We start from the raw sequence: 17,790 nt of genomic DNA, 5'->3' as shown, positions 1-17,790 counted from the left end.
GCATGAAGAAAGGAATAATTAGCATGAAAAGTTACTAACAAGTCTATTTATAAGTTTAATATGAGTCAGACAGACTATAACAAGGGTTTAGAAAACAGTTTTAAAGTGCTTTCTAAAAGACAATACAAATTTTTAACGATTATTATTTTATAATTTATGCTTAATTAAATACGAAAATTCTCTTCAAAAGATACACAGATTGACTATGTACTGTTTATATCAGGAATGTAACGAAACATAAGCACAATATGTACAATTCTCCAACTGCGCTAGTATGGTGATTTTTATTAACGGCAAAATAACTTTTAAAATACGTAAATATGTTTATGTGAGTCAATAAATTTAATAAAATCTTAAAAAATTTTTTAGATAAAATTTCTTTTTTCTTTCTATATTTATTCTATAATTTATGCATAAATATGAAAAATGCTTTTAAAAGATCCACAATTTTCTGTAGTGTTTATATCGGAAGTTTAAAGAAAAGTAAACAAAATATATTTACTTCACTCACTACACTAGTATAGTCATCTATATTAATAACGAAAGCTATAATTTACAAGGAGAACACCTTATGAGTAAGAGAATAAACGAATTAGAATCATATAAGGACTAGCGGCTATAACAGTTGTATTTGGACATTTTTGTTTAATGATACCATAATTTGGAGATGCAAATTTTCTTGTTTTGGGTATTTGATTTTCTTGGCTTGATTGTGATGGGGTCTTACCCCTTTTTAGTAGACAAAAAGAAAAAGACTAAGTTATCAGTGTGTTTTGATATTCAATTGGGGCACACTGGTTTAATTATTTTGTAACTGTGGAACAAACTTATTACTTAGATTGTCTATTAATTGTAATACTAAAAATATAGTCGAACAGTAATAATGGGGTGATTTCTGCTAAAAGTAATGTGATAAGAACAATATTTAAAGTTAGATTACTTAAAAAAAAGAGTTCAAAAATTTAAAGTTTATCCTACTTTTTATTTTAATAGTTCCTTCTATCCTATACGTATATATGTACAATTCTCCCACTACACTAGTATAGTGGCCTTTATTAACAGTAAAATCTACAATTTACAAGGAGAAGACTTTATGAGTAAGAGAATAAAAGAGTTAGATTCTATACGGGGATTAGCAGCTATTACAGTGGTAATCGGACATTTTTGTTTGATGCTACCATCATTGCCTAATTCTATAAAACTATCGCCTCTTAGGTTTTTATGGGCTGGTGGAGAAGCTGTAATCATTTTTTATGTACTCAGTGGTTTTGTGCTATCTATGGCACTCTATCATTCAAAAACAAATTATTGGGGATATTTAATTAAGAGATTTGTACGAATCTATATCCCTTATTATTTCTGGATATTTATCACCTTTGCTTTATTTATTTTATTTTCATCATATGAAGTTACAGGACTTCGAGATTGGTTCTATGATAAGTGGCAAGGGCCAATAACAAAATTAGATATTATCGATCACTTTGTACTTCTTAATAACTTTTTTACGGATAATTATAATCCGGTTATCTGGTCATTAGCTCAAGAAATGCGTATATCTATCGTGTTTCCCTTGTTATTCCTTCTATTTTATAAACAGAGTTGGAAGAAAACGATGCTGTTTGCTATGAGCTTTTCTTTAATTAGTATTTTTCTTAATATGTTGCATATTGGGAAAGCTGAGGGATTTTATAATGGTTATGCCGATACACTGCATTTCACATCTATGTTTATGGTCGGAATGTTACTTTTTAAGTATCAGGAAAAACTTACCCACTTATATAGAAATATGAAAAATTTAAAAAGAAATCTTCTTATCACACTAGGAATCTTTTTATATGTATACTCTACTGGAATTTTGCTGATTTCTCGTAGTGATACTGCTTTCCTATTAAAGGATTGGGGTGTCGTAATTGGCGTTAGTATACTGATTATAATGGCTATGAATAATCTAAAGGTAAAAGAAATTTTAAATAAGAGTGTATTTGTATACTTAGGAGAAATTTCATATAGTATCTATTTATGTCATTTTCCAATCATGATGGTACTATTTAAACTTTTGTATACAAAAATACCTATCCTTTTCCTTCTTATCTTATGTATTACAATGACAATACTTTGTTCTATAGTATCGTATCATTTAATTGAAAAGAAATGTATCAATTGGGCAAAACAAAGAACAAAAAATTTCAAAAAAAAAGTGTAATACTTGTAGGAGGAAGGAAACGATTCAAAAAATAAGCCGCCTTGAAAAATCCACAATTCAGGCGGTTGTTTTTTCTTTAAATTCCTATATTAAACTTTACACCTAAAAAAATAATTTTGAGTCCAAAAAGGTACGGATTTTTTATAGGAGGAGGAGTAATGTATGAAGCATACGATTAAAAAACGATTTATTATATTATTCTTTATTAGTATTTTAGGTTTAGGAACCATGTCTGTAATATTTTATGTTAAGCATAAAACCAATATTCAAAGAAATAAAGCTATTGCTACCGAACAACGTTTATTGCAATATGAGCTAACCGTGAAAAGAGAATTAGAAAAATATAATTTAGAAGGTAAAACAGCAGTTTTATTAGGAATTATGTACCAAGAGAGTAGAGGTGAGGGAAACGACCCTATGCAGTCTTCTGAATCACTGGGATTAAAGCCAAATGAAATTCAAGAGAAAAGCTTGAGCATTAGACAAGGGGTCAAACACTTTGCTCAAATGTACAAATATGGAACGGAAAAAGATGTTAGCATGGAGACAATTATTCAAAGCTATAATATGGGACCAGGGTATATTGATTTTATTGCTAGTCAAGAAGTTAAACAACACTCGGAAGATTCGGCCAAAAGTTTTTCTAAGATGAAAGTTGATCAAAATCCAGAGATGTACACTTGTGGTGGAAATAAAAAAAATTTTAGGTATCCATATTGTTATGGTGATTTCACATATGCAACAAGGGTGAATGAAAAAGCAAAGCTTATTGAAGAACTTCTCCGAAAAAATTTAAAGAGTAATTCAGAAAAATTATAATGTAAGAATTTTAAGATTCGTGTGAGGTATTTATTAAACCAGGTCATGGTGATACCCGTATTCTAAAAATGGTCTGACTACATGCCTGGTTCAGATGAGTTTGGAGTGACTCATGCAAAGTAGGCAAGACTTAAAAAGCACTCCACCAAGTCACGAGAATTTAGGTTTTACCGTAGGTACCATTTCACGTTCAACAAAATAATATTAGGCTCATAATGTCTCCATTTAAATAAACTTTCCTTATCCACACTAATCAGTCACCTTTTAAAGTAGCCTCATCAGTATGGATAATTTTGAGAATGTTCAATATCTCCTTATTATTGTAAAATTATATTAATAAATGTTAATGTACACATAAAAAACAGGATAGTTCCTATAAAAAGTAAATACCACAATGTCTAGGGGGTTGAAATGGTGGGGAAAATAGTTTTTTTAAAAAAATTAGATAAAAAACTAATATTCATTTTATTCATATTATGTATCACCAGTATTGTTGCAATATACAGCAGTCAGCAAACCGGGCAATATGGTAACCAAAATTTTGCTGTGAAACAAATGGTAAATTACGCCATAGGTTTTGTTCTATTATTAATTGTTGCCAATATCGATTTAGATCAATTACAAAAATTAGCTTGGCCGATTTATATTGTGGGGTTCATCTCAATTATCATTTTAAAGGTATTACCAGTGTCAAGTTTTACACCTGAAATATTAGGGGCAAAAAGATGGTTTAGATTTCCAATTGTTGGTGCTATTCAACCAGCTGAATTTTTTAAGCTTGCCTTAATTCTTCTGGCCGCAAGTTTAGTCGTAAAACATAATGCACAGTATATGGCACGGACATTTCAAACTGATTTACTTTTGATTGGTAAAATATGTTTGATAACTATTCCACCTGCGTTACTTGTATATAGTCAACCCGATACGGGAATGGTGTTCCTATATATAGCAGCCATTGCATGTATTATATTTATGTCAGGAATTCAAAAAAAGTTAATCATACTATGTGCAGGAATTCCGATGACTGTATTGTCTGCTTTAATATTTATATACGTAAAATATCCAGATATTTTCTTCAATAAGCTAGTTACTTTATTAAAGCCTCACCAACAATCGCGAATTTTAGGCTGGTTAGATCCATTTCAGCATACAGATCAGGGATATCAAACTCAACAATCACTTTTAGCTGTTGGTAGTGGAGGGGTAGAAGGAAAAGGCTTCGGTTCTGGAAATGTTTATATTCCAGAAAAACATACTGATTTCATTTTTGCCACTCTTGCCGAAGAGGGCGGTTTTATAGTTGCCACTTTTATAATATGCATATTCTTCTTACTACTTTCCCGAATACTTATAATTGGTAATTCCGCAGGTAATTTATTCGGCACCTTACTATGCGCAGGAATTGTAGGCGTTCTAATGTTACAATTTTTTCAAAATATCGGTATGATTGTGGGATTAATGCCTGTCAAAGGTATTGCACTTCCATTTTTATCATATGGCGGAAGCTCTTTATTTTCGAACATGCTAATGATGGGGCTTATTCTATCCACACGAAAAACATACAAAGAATATATGTTTTCAGTGAATCAGCACTAAATATCAAATAAGAAGTATTTATATCTTAAACTATTCGTAGAATAACACGAGATGAATAAAAAAGTTTACAGAGCTATAATCAAGTATTGTTAATAGACAGAGGGAGGAGAATAATAAACATTCTTCTCCCTTTGTCTGTAATTAGGGTTTGCGTTATCAATATATATACATTGTAAGGAATTACTGGAGTGAGTTTTAAGGTTATAAAAGGGGGAACATGCACATTTTAACGTTTTTATACGTTAAGAGATTCTCAAAATGTGAATTTTATTTGTCTTAAAAACCCTCGTTTTTGAAAATGAATAAGTTGCTTAGAGTAGTAAAATCATCGCTTTTTTATGTCAAAATTTGCTTAGCGTATATTTTCGTTAAAATGTTGGTGGTACGCCAAGTGATATTCTAGTCATTCTAATTTTGCAGAATTAAAATGGTGAATACGAAAAAATGATTTCCAAATTTTAAAGATAAGTTCAACTTGCCATCGTAAGGAATAAAAATCGTATATTTGTTCTTTTGGTAGATATTCCAAAGGAATATTTGTAATGTAAAAGTTAATTGCACTAATCGCTTACTGCGTTCTTTATATGTAATTTGCTTCTTATGTTCTTTAGATGTTAAATCCTTTTGTCTACATTGCATTTGCGTTTGTTCAGCTACTTTTTGATGTAACAGTAAAGAGAAAATATGTTGTAAAAACAAAACTTCTTTAGCATTTGAACGTTTATTTAAGCCTTCGAGGCTAAGCAAAGTACCAGTAGCTGCATGAAGCCTACTACATAATCGGACTATGGGCTCACTTGCCACCTGTGGACCGACCCAAATACACACAGTAGCTAAGTCCGACTCAGAAAACTTACGTTTGCGTTTTATAAATTCTATTTCTCTTGCAAGCTCTTCCAAGAATACAGGTGTAACATATCGTTGTAATTCTTCCACAAATAATTGTAATTCATCTTGAAACGAGAGAATCATAAAAAAACGTTATTCTTTCTCATCTAGCTTGTTTAGAAAGAATAACGTTTTTTTGTACTTGGGATTATTGAAAATTCTTAAGTTGATGGATGTGTGGTGCTACCCCATCGCTATCAAGTCAAAAAACAAAATACCCCCTAAAATGAAAAAATACTGTAAAGTAATAATAAAGATTTGATATTATAATCAAATTATCTAAATGTTTATTTGGAGGTTTTATTAATGAACATTTTAAGTTCGTGGTTATATAACATGAAAATCATAAAATACTTATTGGGAAGGAGTTGATAATTTAAAACTAAAGGAGAGATATTAATGATATATAGAAAAGCAAATCAGAAAGATTATGATACAATTTTGAATATATGGGAAGAGTCGGTTTTAGCTACTCATCATTTTTTAAGAGATACTGATAGAGAAGAGTTTAAAAAAGAAATACCCTCATATTTCCCACATCTTAATGTCCAGTTATGGTATGAGAAAGAGGATTTAATTGGCTTTTCTGCTATAAATAAACAACACTTAGAAATGTTATTCTTAAAACCTAATAAAATAGGTAAAGGATACGGTAAAGCTATTATTAATTCTTTAATTAAAGACTTTGATATTACAACAGTTGATGTAAATAAAGACAATAAGAGTGCAACTAAATTCTATATTAATAATGGCTTTTTTATAGTAAGTGAAACGGAGACAGATTCTTGTGGACGTCCATACCCTATACTAGAGCTAAAGTTAAAATAAGGTAAAGGTGGAAATCCTTCCTTACCTTTGATTTTTGCACTAAACTGCGCGTTAGTCCAATAAGAATTAAACAACTTTATTGTCATTTAACAAATACGCTATTCTTTTCGTAGAATCATAGGAAAGGATGGCGTTTTTGTATGTCTATTTCTATATCTGATGAATTACAATTATTTGCTCAAGAAATTCAAAGGTTTTTATCTCCAAACGCCTTACAGAATCTTGCTAGGGATGTTGGATTTGTTCAGCGATTGAGTAAGTACCAAGCAAAGGATTTAATCGCTTTATGTGTGTGGATGAGCCAAAAAGTTGCTACGACCTCTTTAACTCAGCTATCTAGCTGTTTAGAAGCCTCGACAGAAGTGCTTATCAGTCCTGAGGGACTGAATCAACGATTTAATCAGGAAGCTGTTCATTTTTTACAACAGATATTAGCCAAACTACTAAACCAAAAATTAGCTTCATCTGTATCGTTTTCTTCTCCCTATACTTCTGTTTTCAAACGTATTCGTATTTTAGATTCAACTGCATTTCAACTACCTAATTCCTTTTCAAGCGTTTATCCAGGTGCTGGAGGATGCAGCCATACAGCGGGATTAAAAATTCAATTGGAGTATGATCTATTAAGTGGACAGTTTTTACATATTCATACAGGTCCAGGAAAACAACATGATCGAACCTATGGTTCTCTGTGTGTTCCAACCGTGAAAGAAAATGATTTGTGTATTCGGGATTTAGGCTATTTTCATCTGAAAGATCTTCAACATATACAAGATAAAAAGGCTTACTATATCTCTCGTATTAAATCAAATACACGTATTTATCAAAAAAATCCTAATCCTGATTATTATCAAAATGGAAAACTAAAGAAGAAAACAGAATATAAACAGATAGATATGGAAGCATTAATGAATTCTCTTCAACCAGGGCAAACATACGAAATATCTGATGCTTATGTAGGAATGATTGATAAAGTGCCAGCTCGTGTAATTGTTCATCGACTTACAGAAGAACAGCAGCAAAAACGATTACAAGATCAAACTGTAAGAGAAAAAAAGAAAGGAATGAAGTATTCCGATCGTAGTAAACGACTTAGCGGTATCAATGTATATATGACAAATACTCCTACAGATATTTTCCCAATGGGACAAGTACATGATTGGTATTCTTTACGTTGGCAAATCGAGATTTTATTTAAAACGTGGAAATCATTCTTTCATATTCATCATTGTAAAAAGATAAAACGAGAACGATTGGAATGCCATTTGTATGATCAATTGATTGCCATTCTACTCTGTTCTTCTACCATGTTTCAAATGCGGCAATTACTCCTTATGAAAAAGAAACGGGAACTGAGTGAATATAAGGCCATATATATGATTAAAGATTACTTTCTTCTTCTTTTCCAAGCTATACAGAAAGACACCCAAGAGCTATCAAAGATTCTAATTCGCCTGTTCAACCTCCTACAACAAAACGGGAGAAAATCTCATCGATATGAAAAGAAAACAGTCTTTGATATATTAGATGTCGTTTACAATTGTACCATGTCTGATAATCAAGCGGCTTAATTCAAAAAAATGAAACCCGTTAGGGTTTATTTCGTATGCAAATCTTTGAATTTCCTACACGTAGCCTTTAGAAAAACTCCACTATGATTGACGTTGTATGAGCTTAGCTTGATAGCAATGTGACGCTACCCCAAATATAATTATTTTATTTGAAGGTTGTAGTTTTAGAATAAATTTTGATTAAAAGACTCCTTTCAATTTTTGTTTAGCAACAAAAAGAGCAACTCCATTTTGAAAAAAGATTGATCGAAATGGAGTTGCTCTTTTAATATAAGAATATGATTTTTATATTACATATTGATCGGGCAAATACCTCAAAGATTAGTTAGAGGAAGTGATTCCCTTCAGAAACGCTTTTGTCTGCTTCAGACTAAGTATACTGGCTGGAGAGGCCATACCAAACTGATAGCCGTGACCCGCTTTTATCTCGTTGGGGTCGAAAAATAAAGAAGTAACTGGTACGTCTTTTTCTTGAAGTGTAGCGACGAAAGTCCTGGCTTGTGTTTCAAATGAATTCGTGTTGCCGTCGGTTACAAATGCAGGAGGGAAGTCTTTAGTGATATACTTTGACAGATTTAAGATATCAAACTTCGGATTGTCCATCCAGTTCTTATCACCCAAAATGCCCCAGCCCATACGTTTGATTACGAATTGTTGCACGGGATTTAGATCGCTATGCTGAAATGCTGTAATATCGTAGGGGGCGCTATATAGTAATAAGCCCTTGATTGTATTCTTCGATACAGATTGCGGGACTCCCACGAGATTTGCATATTCGGAATTGGTTTGGATCAGGGCAAACTCCCCGGCCAAGAAAGCTCCCGCTGAGGAACCGGCCAAGATCACCTGCGATGGGTCCAAGGGGTATTTTTGAGCTAACTTCTGCAAATAAGACAATACCTCGCCGACTTGCTTTGTTTGATCAAACAAAGTGGCCCCTGGCGCTAACTCGTAATTCATGGATACTACAGCAAAGCCTTCCGAGGCTAGCGCCCTTGAATAATCGGCAGGCATATACTTGTCTCCATTAATAAAGCCTCCACCGTGGATAAAGATGATTACAGGCAATGGCTTCGAATAGGTTTGAGGAAGGTAAAGGTCCAATTTATTTTTTTGGTACTTGGATGGATATGAGATGTCAGAGAGAACCCGAGTTTGTTTCATAAGAGCAGGCAAATCGGATGGGTGGGAGCCAAAATTTTCAGGATTATTCTTGCTGGCGAGCATTTGGAGCGCCCAAATGCTCGGCTGAGGTGTCCAAATGGTGAAGGCAGCCGTGATTAGAACAATCATCAAAACAGCAATCCCTGTAAGCTTGATTAATTTGAAGGTGCGCTTTTTTTCTATTCGTTGGTTGGGTATTTGTACTTGTGTCATCGGTTAACCTCCTACATCCATGTCTTCGGTTTGAGCATAACCGGTCATTTTTAATATGAATTTCATGGACAATCTCGTTTATTTAATTATATCACTTCTAAACTGAATCGTAATTTGAAAACTTATTTAATTAAAGCGCCCTTTAATTGAATAACAGAGGAGTTTCTATTAGCTAGTTTAGTCGAAAAGGGAAAAATACTAAGGTTGATATACAGTGATCAACCAATACTGCAGTAATGTTTATAATAATACTTATAATCATTAAAGACCATTCTATAACCGTTCGTACTTAATGTAGAAGAACTTACACCTAGTATTAAAATAACTATTTGTAAAGGTCAGTTTTTAACCAATCTGAATCCCCCTTTAAACATTAAATCCTTATTTTTTGATATCAAAAAATAAGGATTTAATTGATTGTAAGATAGTTATCTATGGGTATTTAACTTATTTTTTCTTTTTGGGGGTATTCGCATTTCTTAGCTTGATGGCGATGTGGTGCTACCCCACATCCATCAACTTAAGGTATATTTTCAAACAAAATGCGGTCTTTCCATATAGTTTTTTATTATCTTTTGTAGATTTTATAAAAGCGGGCATATCAAATAAACCCTGACGGGTTTCAATTTTTTACTATGCTACCTGATGAGTAGAAGTGTAGTAAATACAGTTCGAAAGAAGGCTACAGAAGCAGAGTTAAATCGCCGATTAAGTCCTTCCGGACTTAATAAAACTCCTGTTGAAGTTTCTAATTGACTACATAGTTGAGTAAGAGAGGTAGTAGCGACTTGTTGATTTAGCCATACACACAAAGATAAGAAATGGTGCCCGTGGCACTTACGTTTTCGTTTCATTCCGCCTGCTTCTATGGCTAATTGATTAAGTGTAGCGGGAGACATATATCGATATAACTCTTCAGCGAATAAAGATAATTCTTGTTTTTGATTCATATTCATAAAAAACACGTCACCCTTTCTCATTAACATAAGAAAATAGTAACGTGCTTTTAACTTCAAAAATAGTCTAAATCCTTAAGTTGATGGATGTGGGATATTACCACATGCCCATCAAGCTAAGAAAATACAAATACCCCCAGAACGAAATTTTGTGATAACTTGTAATAAAAAATCTTATTTTTTCGTTTTGAGGACAATTCAAAATATTAGCTTGATGGGCATGTATGGTGATCCCTAAAATAATAAGTTTAATAAGTTAACGGAAGACACCTTCCGTTAACTAAAAATATTGCTATATGTATTTAGTTCTTTAATAAGTGGAGATATATTCATTTGTTAAAAAATAAGAATTGAAAGTTTTTTAATTTTTTTACAAATAGCACACAAATACGACATACTTCTAGACTATTTTTATATACAGGAATTATTTTTTGAAATGGTTACTACATATAAAGGAGACTTCAAAATGGATATGGATTCATATTATTGGGAAATGGTTAAGAAGAATATTGGTGTGTATTCTGAACAGGAACAAGAATGTCTTCGGAATAAGAAGGTCATTATTTTTGGGCTAGGGGGAGTAGGTGGATATGAAGCAATTCTGTTTTCACGGATGGGAATAGGGCATATTACCGGTGTTGATCCCGATGAATTTGAGGTTTCTAATATTAACAGACAAATGTTAGCGCTTTCTAGTGTGATAGGTGAATCAAAAGCAAAAGTTGCAGAACAGGTTGTAAAAGATATACATCCCTATATATCAACAAATTTTATACAAACAAGAGTAGATGAAGATAATGTAAGCGAGCTTATAAAAGGGCATGATATTGTAGTAGAAGCCGTAGATGATATGCCTTCAAGAGTTATTATACATAGAACAGCTAGAGAATTAGGTATACCAAGTGTGGGGATGTCAGGTAGCCCACCAACAAGAGGATTTGTTTCTACATTTTTTCCAACCGGAATTCCTTATGAAGAAGCATTAAATATCTCAAGTGTCGGATGCAAATTAACAAATCAAGAATTAAGACAACAGATTGCTGATATAAAGAAAAGTCGAGCTTGGTATTCTGTTGAGAAAGGTGCACCAAAACAGTGGGCGCAAGATTTTTGTGATGGAAAAGCAGGCTGGATTATCACACCGATGCGTGCTCATCTATTGTCACTATTTAGCTTTCATGAAGCAATACAAGTTTTAACTGGTCGTGAACCTCTAGCTAGAGCGCCTAAAGGCATTGTAATGGATTTAGATAGTCATATCCCAGTTCAAGTAAAAGAAGTCCCAAAGGGTGGATGGGATTATAAAACACTGTAAGGAGGAATATAATTTGTTAACAAAAAATAATGATATGCAAAATATATATGAAGAAAGTTTTACGCGAAATATTGGTGTTATCTCTGTAGCAGAGCAGGAGAAATTAAAAAATTCTAGAGTTACTGTAGTTGGAGCAGGGGGCGTAGGAGGAATTACACTCATCCAATTGGCGCGAATGGGTGTGGGTTCTTTACATGTTATTGATCAAGATGTATTTGAAGCAAGCAATATTAATCGACAAATGCTAAGTTCCAACAGTAAATTAGGACAGCCGAAGGCAGATGTTGCTTTAGAAGTTTTGCAAGACATTAATCCATTATTACAAATAGAGATAACGAAAGAATTTGTTACCGAGGACAATGCATTAGAATTCCTAACGAATACAGATGTCATTATAGATGCAACTGATAATTTAGTAGCGAGAGTAATTATCCATCGTACAGCTCAAAAATTAGGGATTCCTTCTATTTGGATTGCAGTTACACCTCCCTTTAGAGGTGGCGTCATGTCTTTAACTCCTGACTCTACGCCTTATGAAATCGCGTTAGGATATCCGTCTTATCAACAAGAGCTAACACCAGAAATGCAAAATAAAATTCATAAATTAAAAGATGGACGTGCTCTTCATTCCATCAAACATGGTGCGGATGAGAAATGGGCAAATAATTATGTACAAGAAAATCGTCCATGGGCTGTGCTGTCTCCCGTTGCGAATATCGTAGGAATTCTAGCAAGCTTTGAAGCATTTAAATTTATAATAAATCGAGAAGACTTAAAACCTGTAATAAGTCCAAATTTAATACAAATTAACCTTGCAAATCAAAATATGGTGCATGTGTCTGTACCTGAAAATGATAGATGGGATTATACAACATTATAGATGAGGTAAGAGAATATGCTTCCTTTTTTGTTACTGGGGATTATTGTTACACTCGCTCTACTTGTTAAGGATTATGCGCTAGCTGGTGCGGCTTGTTTATTAGGAGTTTTACTTGCTGTTGGACAAAAAACTTTATTACATCTTATTCAACAATATTCTTTTACAATTGGGATTTTCTTTCTGATGCTATTTCTTTTAGTACCAATTACATCTGGAAAGATTACAAGTGAAAACGTAATAAAATTAATTACCTCTCCTATCGGATTAGGATCCATTCTAGCAGGTTTTACTGTGTCATACATAGGAGGAAAAGGTGTAGGAGTTCTACCTATGAATCCTACGATATTGTTAGGTGTCTTAATAGGTACTCTTATTGCCGTATTATTTACAAAAGGGTTACCAGCCGGATTAATTATTGCGGCTGGAATCATAGCTATCATTTCTATGAAATGAAAGGAATATTCTAAATGAAGATGAAATGGAAACATATTAGTTTAGTAGGGATTTTTTTGATAATACTTATGTCTAGTTGTACTAATATCAAAGAAACTCCTCAAAATGATCAAACTTCTAAAGTGGTAAAACAAGAATTAGAAATTCAGCAAGGAGAAGAAAATTTATTTTTACTTCATAAAAACTTAAATAATAAAAAACAGTATACATCTGATGAAATCATCTTATTTTTAGAACCATTTAGTGTACCTACAGCTCAAGCATTTGATGTACCAAAATTTTCATGGATGGATGAGTATGCCAGAAAAGGGTATGATACTTGGGCTATGGATTTCAGAGGATTTGGTCGTTCTTCTCGTCCTAAAGAAATGTCAGATCCTTCTGTCCAAAACCGTCCGGTTATTCATTTGAATGATGCAACTAAGGATCTAGAAACAATTGTAAATTGGATTAAAAAGAAGAGAAACGTAAAAAAAATTCATATTGTTGGATGGTCATATGGAGGTGTTGTGGCTGGGAATTATGCAATATCCCATTCTCAAGATATTAATAAACTTATTTTATATGGATATATGCATGGATTCACACTTCCTATGATGACACAGCCTTTCGAAAACCCACTACAACCTAATCAATTTAATCCTGAAGCACCAGCTTATCAAATGGTGGATTTTGATAAAGGAATGCATCATTGGCATATGATGATGGGAAATAAAAAAATTGTTACAAACGAAGCAATGGATGCCGTAAAACAAGTTTTTATTGATTCAGATCCTATGAGTAAGAAAAATAATCAAACGATTCGTCGACCAGTCGGTCCACTTGAAGATTTATTTTATATTTGGAAAAATCAGCCCCTATATGATGTATCTAAGATTACCACTCCATTACTTGTCATTTACGGGGAAGATGACATATTTGCAGACCGAAATATGATGTCAAAATTAACAAGTACAAAACAAAAAAAAGAAGTAGTAATCCCTGATGCTACACACTGGGCTGTTTATGAAAAGAATCGTAATACCCTATTCGAACAAACATTAAACTTTATAGAAGCGAAAGAAGGCAAACAGGAATGAAAAAGGGTTTAACAATATTAGATGCTACCTTGCGTGAGGGAGAACAACAATGTGGTATTCGTTTCTCCAAGGAAGACAAAATTACATTACTTCACATGTTAGAGGATTTTGGAGTAAATCTTATTGAAGTTGGGCACCCTGGCATCTCTGAAGAAGAAGAGGAGATTTGCCGAGAAGTTGCAGCATCTGCAAAAAACGCCGAAATACTTATGCATGCTCGGGCGAAAAAAGAAGAAGTTCATGCGGTTTATCGTGCTGGTGCCGATTGGATAGGAATCTGGGCGTCTATTAATCCTATTTCTTTACAAACAAAATACACCAATCGATCAAAAGATTATGTTATTAATCAGGTGAAGCAAGCTATTGAAGAAGCAAAATCATTAGGAATGAAAATCCGTTTTACTATTGAAGATGCTTCACGAACAGAATGGGAAGATATCGCTTACATTGGACAGATTGCCCATATAGCTGGAGCAGATCGAATCAGTTTAGCTGACACTGTAGGAATTTGGGAGCCAGGTCAGTGTGCGACAATTGTGAAGAAATCTGTTGAGACATTCCCTTGTGAGATTGAAGTTCATCTTCATAATGATTTAGGATTAGCCCTGGCAAATGCTCTTGCTGCAATTGATTCGGGGGCAACTGTCATTGATACTACATTGTGTGGAATAGGTGAACGCGCTGGGATTGTTGATTTGCTAAATTTATCAGTATTTTTATCTCAAAAGCGTAATCTACAGTGCTTTAAACTACAGATGATTCCTGAATTAACGCAGTCTCTCCAATTAGCTACTGGTTGTCAAGTAGATCATTGGAGACCGATTATTGGAAAGAATATATTTACTCATACGGCATCCTATCATGTAAAAGCTGTTCAGCAGAATTACTCAGCATATGAGGGTATTCAACCTGAAATGTTAGGAAGAGTAAGGAATATACAACAAAAACGTATAGAAAGAAAAGGGCCCCGGCTTTCAAAGTCTCTCCGAGTTAGTAAACCATTTGTAAAAGGAGCATCTGAGCTTTTATATCATCGTGATGGTCCAGGAGAGCGTTGGGTACAGATGGATTATAGAACTGATGAACGTGCTTCATTTTATGTAATACAGCGTGTATTTTACGACGCACATATGGATGAGAACATAGAAGGACATGTAGATACTCATGCACACCATTGTGATAGTGCCTTTATTTTTTGGGGGAATAGAATAGATGGTACTGGTCTCATTTGTGAAGTGGAAATTGAAGGAGAATTACAAATAATTGAAAGTCCAGCATCTGTTTTTATTCCATCAGGGTTAAAACATAGGTACAAATACCTTTCGGGTACAGGAACATATACAAACATCGTACTAGCCCCTAATTATAATTCTAGTTTGTTAGAGGAAAACTCATCAAAAGTATTTGTATTTTAATTAAATAAAAAACAGATAGAATTCATTGTGTTTTTTGGATTCTATCTGTTTTTCGGTTTGGGGAACTACCAATTCCTTAAGTTGATGGGCATGTGGTGCTATCCCACATCCATCAACTTAAGGAATGTAAACACCCCAAAAACAAAAAATGAGCTGACTTCTCAAAATAACTAATTGTAGAGAAAGAGAATTTTCATTTAAGGGGTTCTTTTATGCTAGAAAACAGGCTTATAAAGTTGAGTAGCTCAAAAATTAAAATAGGATAATCCGTAAGTATATGCTAGACTTGGTTTACCATTTAATTTACTGTTTTTATGTCCTTTACGAGTGGGGGATTCTTTGTTTTACAGAAAAAAGAAAAGCAGACTCCCATAAAAGAGCCTGCCTTCCCTGCTTTGTAAAATTAAGAAGCTTTACGTACGTTTGAAGCTTGAGGTCCACGTTGACCTTGCTCCAAATCAAAAGTCACTGCTTGACCTTCTTCTAAAGTTTTGTAACCTTCGCCTTGAATCGCTGAGAAATGAACAAATACATCGTCTCCACCTTCACGTTCGATGAATCCGAAGCCTTTTTCGCCATTAAACCATTTTACATTACCTTTTTCCATTTGTATTGCCTCCTAGTGTGTAAACACACACAATGTAATACTATCCTTGCTCTCAGTGATCATAAAGGTGAAAAGTTACAAATCCTTTACACCGAACAAAAATAATTCATTTTAATAATAACATTTTTTGTAATAAATGTCAAGGTGAAGAAAAGACATTAAGCTCACTATTTCTTTATAATAATCATTGACGTATATGGTGTGTAACAATGGAACAAAATCGCGGAACAAACACTAGCGGACATTCATTTTAAGGGTTATTGCGTATATTAGTGGGCATAAAATAGCTATTTTATGTCCACTAATGCTTGTTGCTTTATCCTGTTCCATTGCTATATATACCCCTTGTTAGAAAATGAAACTTTGTTCGATAGCCGTAAATTTCGTGAAATGTGTGACATGGGTCGGTTGATGGAAGATCAATTTTTATCTTTGCTTTCCTATGTTGCAGATCAAGAGCGTAAAAAAATCCATCAGCGACGAGCAGAAGGGATTGCTGTAGCTAAATCTCAAGGGAAACATTTAGGACGTCCGCAGGTGAACCTTTCAACCCTAAGCAAACAACAAATGCATATGATAGAAGAAACTTATTCTTAATGGAAAAGTGGAGAAATAACAGCTACTATGTTTATGTAAATGTTAGAGCTAAAGAAAAACACGTTTTATAAAATGATGAAGGAATATGAGGAAATAAAGTAGGATCTCTCTTATTAGAAATCCTACTTTTCTTTATTTATAAGAATCTTGATGTTTTTGTATCAGAATAGTATTGTGTATATCGAAAAAAATAAAAGACAACTCCAATTAAGAGTTGTCTTTTGGTGTAATAAAATCCCCAAAATATGAAAATATACAAACGAATATAATACGCTATGATTGATATTATAACAAAACCGAAGAGTATTGAGAATAAAAAGAATGTTGTAATGATTTTTTAAGGTTTTAGTTAAAAAAGCCCCGAAAATAAACGTTTTAAAGGGTTTCCGTTAAATATAATTATTGTATTTCGAGAGGTTCATTATAAATCTTAGCTATATATTTTACAAAATCAATGACGGGATAGTGTATGAGTGAACGGTGCTGCGTAAAACGAACCCCTGCTTTTTCCATTTTCGAAATGAGTTGTTCAACTTCCAACTCTTTTTGTTGTATTCTATTATAATTTTGATATACAATGTTTTTCCATTGATAGGAAGAGCCATGAAAATAACTCTCTCCTTTTACCCTGTGACTAAATATAATTTCTATTTTTTCTCTACGTTGTTTTTCCCTCATATGCGCTTCCGTTGACCGCATGTTTATCGCCTCTTCCTTTTGTGTTGTATGCTATTTCACAAAATTTGGTCTAACTCATCATAGCCAATGTACATTGATCTTGTTGGGAATTGTAGTTTAAGGCTATCTTATCAACTGTATTTTACATCTAAATAGGTTGATGGTTTGTATAAAATACTATCAATACTTATTATAAAACGATTCTTTATAGGCATGCTTCTTTTTACACTCAACAAGATTTACAACATGACGAGTATCATCATCCATGAATGTTACCCTCCGTATCCCTTTTTATATGAAGAAATCATATGAAAACATAGCGTTCTTAAAAAATTTTGTTACAAATTTTTTATGTTTAACTTAAAAAAAGGAAAGTAATATTTATTTGTAGAAAATTTTTAAGGATAAAAATAGGATGAATATCCATGGTAAGAAAAGGGGGCACTCGTATGCTAACGAATGATTTAGATTTTCGATTAGAACCACGTTTAAAAGAAATGTATGAACAACATAAAATAAGAGCGCAGA

At 33.2% G+C, this 17,790-nt stretch carries 13 protein-coding genes and 6 pseudogenes; 12 read left to right on the top strand and 7 right to left on the bottom strand.

Annotated elements, in window-relative coordinates:
- Positions 1-1,093 precede the first annotated feature (1,093 nt).
- Positions 1,094-2,203, top strand: a complete 1,110-nt coding sequence (locus tag HMPREF2590_RS23735) for an acyltransferase family protein (protein ID WP_070861582.1) — start codon at positions 1,094-1,096, stop codon at positions 2,201-2,203.
- Between the two features lie 162 nt (positions 2,204-2,365).
- The gene (locus tag HMPREF2590_RS23730; RefSeq protein ID WP_070861581.1) at positions 2,366-3,022 is read left to right on the top strand and encodes a lysozyme family protein; all 657 of its coding nucleotides are present in this window, start codon (positions 2,366-2,368) and stop codon (positions 3,020-3,022) included.
- Between the two features lie 170 nt (positions 3,023-3,192).
- Here HMPREF2590_RS23730 and HMPREF2590_RS30105 read toward each other — a convergent pair.
- Positions 3,193-3,270: pseudogene (locus HMPREF2590_RS30105) on the bottom strand (IS6 family transposase); the annotation flags it as partial.
- Positions 3,271-3,433: 163 nt separating this feature from the next.
- Between HMPREF2590_RS30105 and HMPREF2590_RS23725 the strand changes: the two are divergent.
- Positions 3,434-4,618, top strand: coding sequence for an FtsW/RodA/SpoVE family cell cycle protein (locus HMPREF2590_RS23725; protein ID WP_070861579.1), 1,185 nt, complete (start codon positions 3,434-3,436; stop codon positions 4,616-4,618).
- A gap of 406 nt (positions 4,619-5,024) precedes the next feature.
- Here the strand turns inward: HMPREF2590_RS23725 and HMPREF2590_RS31275 are convergent.
- Both HMPREF2590_RS31275 and HMPREF2590_RS31270 read right to left on the bottom strand, forming a co-directional pair.
- Positions 5,025-5,266 (bottom strand): annotated as a pseudogene (locus HMPREF2590_RS31275) (transposase); the annotation flags it as partial.
- Positions 5,261-5,590: pseudogene (locus tag HMPREF2590_RS31270) on the bottom strand (IS4 family transposase); the annotation flags it as partial. The pseudogenes HMPREF2590_RS31270 and HMPREF2590_RS31275, both read right to left, overlap by 6 nt.
- Positions 5,591-5,905: 315 nt before the next feature.
- Here HMPREF2590_RS31270 and HMPREF2590_RS23715 point away from each other — a divergent pair.
- A complete protein-coding gene (locus HMPREF2590_RS23715; protein ID WP_065229990.1) occupies positions 5,906-6,334 on the top strand; it encodes a GNAT family N-acetyltransferase in 429 nt (142 codons plus the stop codon).
- A 140-nt stretch (positions 6,335-6,474) separates the two neighbouring features.
- On the top strand, positions 6,475-7,905 hold the full coding sequence (locus tag HMPREF2590_RS23710; protein ID WP_065229991.1) for an IS4 family transposase: 1,431 nt from the start codon (positions 6,475-6,477) through the stop codon (positions 7,903-7,905).
- 321 nt (positions 7,906-8,226) lie between these two features.
- Here HMPREF2590_RS23710 and HMPREF2590_RS23705 read toward each other — a convergent pair whose 3' ends face one another.
- Both HMPREF2590_RS23705 and HMPREF2590_RS23700 read right to left on the bottom strand, forming a co-directional pair.
- Positions 8,227-9,282, bottom strand: coding sequence for an alpha/beta hydrolase (locus HMPREF2590_RS23705; protein WP_070861576.1), 1,056 nt, complete (start codon positions 9,280-9,282; stop codon positions 8,227-8,229).
- Positions 9,283-9,932: 650 nt separating this feature from the next.
- Positions 9,933-10,238 (bottom strand): annotated as a pseudogene (locus HMPREF2590_RS23700) (IS4 family transposase); the annotation flags it as partial.
- Positions 10,239-10,704: 466 nt separating this feature from the next.
- On the opposite strand from HMPREF2590_RS23700, the gene HMPREF2590_RS23695 reads away from it, so the two are divergent.
- From HMPREF2590_RS23695 to HMPREF2590_RS23675, 5 genes are read left to right on the top strand one after another with little or no spacing between them, the layout of a single operon-like run.
- Positions 10,705-11,553: a HesA/MoeB/ThiF family protein gene (locus HMPREF2590_RS23695; protein WP_016513470.1), complete on the top strand. Its 849-nt coding sequence runs from the start codon at positions 10,705-10,707 to the stop codon at positions 11,551-11,553.
- Between the two features lie 13 nt (positions 11,554-11,566).
- Entirely contained in the window at positions 11,567-12,433 is an 867-nt protein-coding gene (locus tag HMPREF2590_RS23690; protein ID WP_083325437.1) for a HesA/MoeB/ThiF family protein, read from the top strand.
- Positions 12,434-12,448: 15 nt separating this feature from the next.
- Positions 12,449-12,886, top strand: a complete 438-nt coding sequence (locus tag HMPREF2590_RS23685; RefSeq protein WP_016513468.1) for a DUF441 family protein — start codon at positions 12,449-12,451, stop codon at positions 12,884-12,886.
- Positions 12,887-12,900: 14 nt separating this feature from the next.
- Positions 12,901-13,965 (top strand): alpha/beta hydrolase, encoded by a 1,065-nt coding sequence (locus tag HMPREF2590_RS23680; RefSeq protein ID WP_016513467.1) that lies wholly within the window; start codon positions 12,901-12,903, stop codon positions 13,963-13,965.
- Positions 13,962-15,380 (top strand): homocitrate synthase/isopropylmalate synthase family protein, encoded by a 1,419-nt coding sequence (locus HMPREF2590_RS23675; RefSeq protein ID WP_016513466.1) that lies wholly within the window; start codon positions 13,962-13,964, stop codon positions 15,378-15,380. Before HMPREF2590_RS23680 ends, HMPREF2590_RS23675 begins: the two co-directional genes overlap by 4 nt.
- A gap of 403 nt (positions 15,381-15,783) precedes the next feature.
- Here the strand turns inward: HMPREF2590_RS23675 and HMPREF2590_RS23670 are convergent, their stop codons facing one another.
- Complete coding sequence (locus tag HMPREF2590_RS23670; protein ID WP_000410775.1) at positions 15,784-15,987, bottom strand: cold-shock protein; 204 nt, start codon at positions 15,985-15,987, stop codon at positions 15,784-15,786.
- A 345-nt stretch (positions 15,988-16,332) separates the two neighbouring features.
- Between HMPREF2590_RS23670 and HMPREF2590_RS30925 the strand changes: the two are divergent.
- Positions 16,333-16,686, top strand: a pseudogene (locus HMPREF2590_RS30925) (recombinase family protein); the annotation flags it as partial.
- 297 nt (positions 16,687-16,983) lie between these two features.
- Here HMPREF2590_RS30925 and HMPREF2590_RS23660 read toward each other — a convergent pair.
- Entirely contained in the window at positions 16,984-17,283 is a 300-nt protein-coding gene (locus tag HMPREF2590_RS23660) for a hypothetical protein (protein ID WP_001257930.1), read from the bottom strand.
- A 428-nt stretch (positions 17,284-17,711) separates the two neighbouring features.
- Between HMPREF2590_RS23660 and HMPREF2590_RS23655 the strand changes: the two are divergent.
- Positions 17,712-17,790, top strand: a pseudogene (locus HMPREF2590_RS23655) (acyl-ACP desaturase); the annotation flags it as partial.

The sequence above is a fragment of the Bacillus sp. HMSC036E02 genome, from assembly GCF_001836235.1.
GTDB classification, from domain to species: domain Bacteria; phylum Bacillota; class Bacilli; order Bacillales; family Bacillaceae_G; genus Bacillus_A; species Bacillus_A cereus.
Note: the sequence above shows the minus strand (reverse complement) of the source record. Positions and strands in the feature narration are given on the sequence as shown.